This is a genomic window from Citricoccus sp. (assembly GCF_032154715.1).
GTDB lineage: Bacteria > Actinomycetota > Actinomycetes > Actinomycetales > Micrococcaceae > Citricoccus.
In genome coordinates this window covers 1-2,690 of sequence record NZ_JALDXU010000167.1, presented here as the reverse complement: position 1 = coordinate 2,690, position 2,690 = coordinate 1, and the positions used below count along the sequence as shown (strand labels likewise).

The 2,690-nt window shown below is 70.0% G+C and carries 2 protein-coding genes; one reads left to right on the top strand and one right to left on the bottom strand.

Annotation, left to right across the window (positions count from 1 at the left end; all coding sequences use genetic code 11):
* Positions 1–60: 60 nt before the first annotated feature.
* On the bottom strand, positions 61–1,347 hold the full coding sequence (locus RUH65_RS15655) for an aspartate kinase (RefSeq protein ID WP_313818577.1): 1,287 nt from the start codon (positions 1,345–1,347) through the stop codon (positions 61–63).
* Between the two features lie 217 nt (positions 1,348–1,564).
* Between RUH65_RS15655 and RUH65_RS15650 the strand changes: the two genes are divergently transcribed.
* A partial coding sequence (locus RUH65_RS15650; RefSeq protein ID WP_313818576.1) for an ABC transporter ATP-binding protein occupies positions 1,565–2,690 on the top strand: 1,126 nt, incomplete at its 3' end.

The following is a 2,690-nucleotide window of genomic DNA, read 5'->3' as shown; positions in this document are numbered from 1 at the left end:
GTCGGGCTGGGTGTGTGGTGGGCTCTCGGGCTGGCTCGACGGCCGACCCCTACCGCCGGATCAGCGGCCGGTGCCGCCGTGGACGATGGCTTCCTCGTCCGCGTCGAGGCCGAACGCCTGGTGGACGGCTCGCACGGCGGTGTCCAGCATGTCCTCGCGGGTGATGATGGAGATCCGGATCTCCGAGGTGGTGATCATCTCGATGTTCACGCCGGCCTGCTTCAGCGCGTCGAAGAACGTGGCGGAGACGCCCGGGTTGGAACGCATGCCGCCGCCGATCACGGAGAGCTTGCCGACGTGCGGGTTGAGGATCGCGTCCTCGAAGCCGATCTCCTCCCGGGCGGCGTCCAGGGCCGCCATGGCCGTCTTGCCATCGGTGATCGGCAGGGTGAAGGAGATGTCCGTGCGTCCGGTCTCCACGCGGGGGACGTTCTGCACGATCATGTCGATGTTCACGCCGGCCGTGGCGATCACGTTGAACACCTCGGCGGCCTTGCCCGGGAAGTCCGGGACGCCGTAGACGGTGACCTTGGCCTCGGAGCGGTCGTGGGCCACGCCGGAAACGATCGGCTGTTCCATGGGTTCGCCTTCCTCAAGTGTGATGGTGTCGTCAGGGTTGGGGCGCACCCAGGTGCCCTCGTTGTGGGAGAAGGAGGAGCGCACGTGTAGCAGGACGCCGAAGCGGCGGGCGTACTCCACGCAGCGCAGGTGCAGGATCTTGGAACCGGCCGCGGCCATCTCCAGCATGTCCTCGGAGGAGATCTCATCGATCTTCCGCGCCGAGGGGACCACGCGCGGGTCCGCGGTGTAGACGCCGTCCACGTCCGAGTAGATCTCGCAGACATCCGCGTGCAGGGCGGCCGCCAGTGCCACGGCCGTGGTGTCCGAGCCGCCGCGGCCCATGGTGGTGATGTCCCGGGACTCCCGGCTCATGCCCTGGAAGCCGGCCACGATCGCAATGTCGCCGGCATCCACGGCGTCCTTCACCCGATCGGGGGACACATCGATGATCCGGGCGTCGCCGTGCAGGCTGTCCGTGAACATGCCGGCCTGGGAGCCCGTGAAGGACTGGGCGGTGGCGCCCTGCGAGTGGATGCCCATGGCGAGCAGGGACATGGAGATGCGCTCGCCGGCGGAGAGCAAGATGTCCATCTCGCGGGCCGGTGGCTCTCCATTGATCTGTTCGGACAGGTCCAGCAGCTCATCGGTGGTGTCACCCATCGCGGAGACCACCACCACCACCTGGTGTCCGGCCTGCTGGGTTTCCACCACGCGTCTGGCCACGCGGAGGATCCCTTCGGCATCGGCGACGGAGGATCCGCCGTACTTCTGGACGATCAGACTCATGCAAGGACCTCAGAGGGGGTTGACGTACCGCTGTCAGCGGACTGGCAAAGGGACTGCTGTTCAGTCTAGGTGGAGGCGGCGTTCGGGCCCCGCCCATGACCGCTGGGATCACGGAACGGTAACAACGCGGTGCTGACTGGGCCCGGATAGACGGCCGCAACCGCCTCGTGGACCATGTGTCCTTGCCGTGACGTGGGCGGTGCCGGACGATGGGCCCATGACTACCGACACCCGAACAGATGACTCCGGCGAGGCTCCGGTCCCTGCCGTCCCGGACCCGGTGGCCGGCATCACCGTGGACTCGGTGACGCGCAGCTTCGGGTCCGTCAACGCTCTGCAGGGCGTTGACCTCACCGCACCGGCCGGGGCCATCACGGCACTGGTGGGTCCCAACGGCTCGGGGAAGACCACCCTCATGCTGGTGCTGGCCTCCCTGCTGAAGCCCGACGCCGGCTCCGTCACGATCGCCGGCGCCGACCCGGTGGTCCACCCGGCCGCGGTCCGCCGGAACACCGGCTGGATGCCGGACACCCTCGGGGTGTGGGAATCGCTGACGGCCCGCGAGATCCTCGCGACCATGGGCCGGTTCTACGGGATGGACCGGGACCGGGTCCGCTCCCGCGCGGCGCAGCTGCTGGAGTGGCAGGAACTGTCCACGTTCGCGGACCAGCCGGCGCGGGTGCTCTCCCGTGGGCAGCAGCAACGGCTGTCTCTGGCGCGGGCCATCCTCCACGATCCCCAGGTGCTGCTCCTGGACGAGCCGGCGTCCGGACTGGACCCGGGCTCCCGGATCCGCCTCCGGGACGACCTCAAGCAGATGGCCGCCGCCGGCAAGACCATCCTGGTCTCCTCCCACGTGCTCTCCGAGCTCGACGAGATGGCAGACCTGGCCGTCTTCATCCGGGCCGGAGCCACCGTCCGGGTCGAGGATCTCAGCCAGGAGGGCGCCGCCGGGGGCCGCTACCTGATCACCGCGCTCGATGCCGCGGCCCTGCACGCCGCCCTGGAGCACTACTCCATCGCCTACCGCACCGAGGGCAAGCGCCGGGACTCGGTCAGCGTGGAGGTGGCCTCGGCCAGCGAGGCCGCTGACATGCTCGCCACCCTCGTGGGTGAGGGCGTCCGGGTCCTGTCCTTCACCCCCGGCACCTCGCGCCTGGAGGCCGCCTACCTCGAACTGGACCGCCGCCGCCCGGCGGAGCGGCCGGCGTCGCTCCCCGAGCCCGCCGCCGGCCGGGCCGTCCTGAGGGTGAGCCCGCGCCAGCTCCTGGTCAACCAGCGCATCTCCCAGGCCGCGCTGCGCCGCGCGGTACGCAAGGGCGACGGCTGGATGCACGCCGGCG

What these genes read in the sequence shown, in the direction of transcription:
- RUH65_RS15655 (WP_313818577.1), bottom strand. Translation starts at nt 1,347, where the DNA reads ATGAGTCTGATCGTCCAGAAGTACGGCGGATCCTCCGTCGCCGATGCC.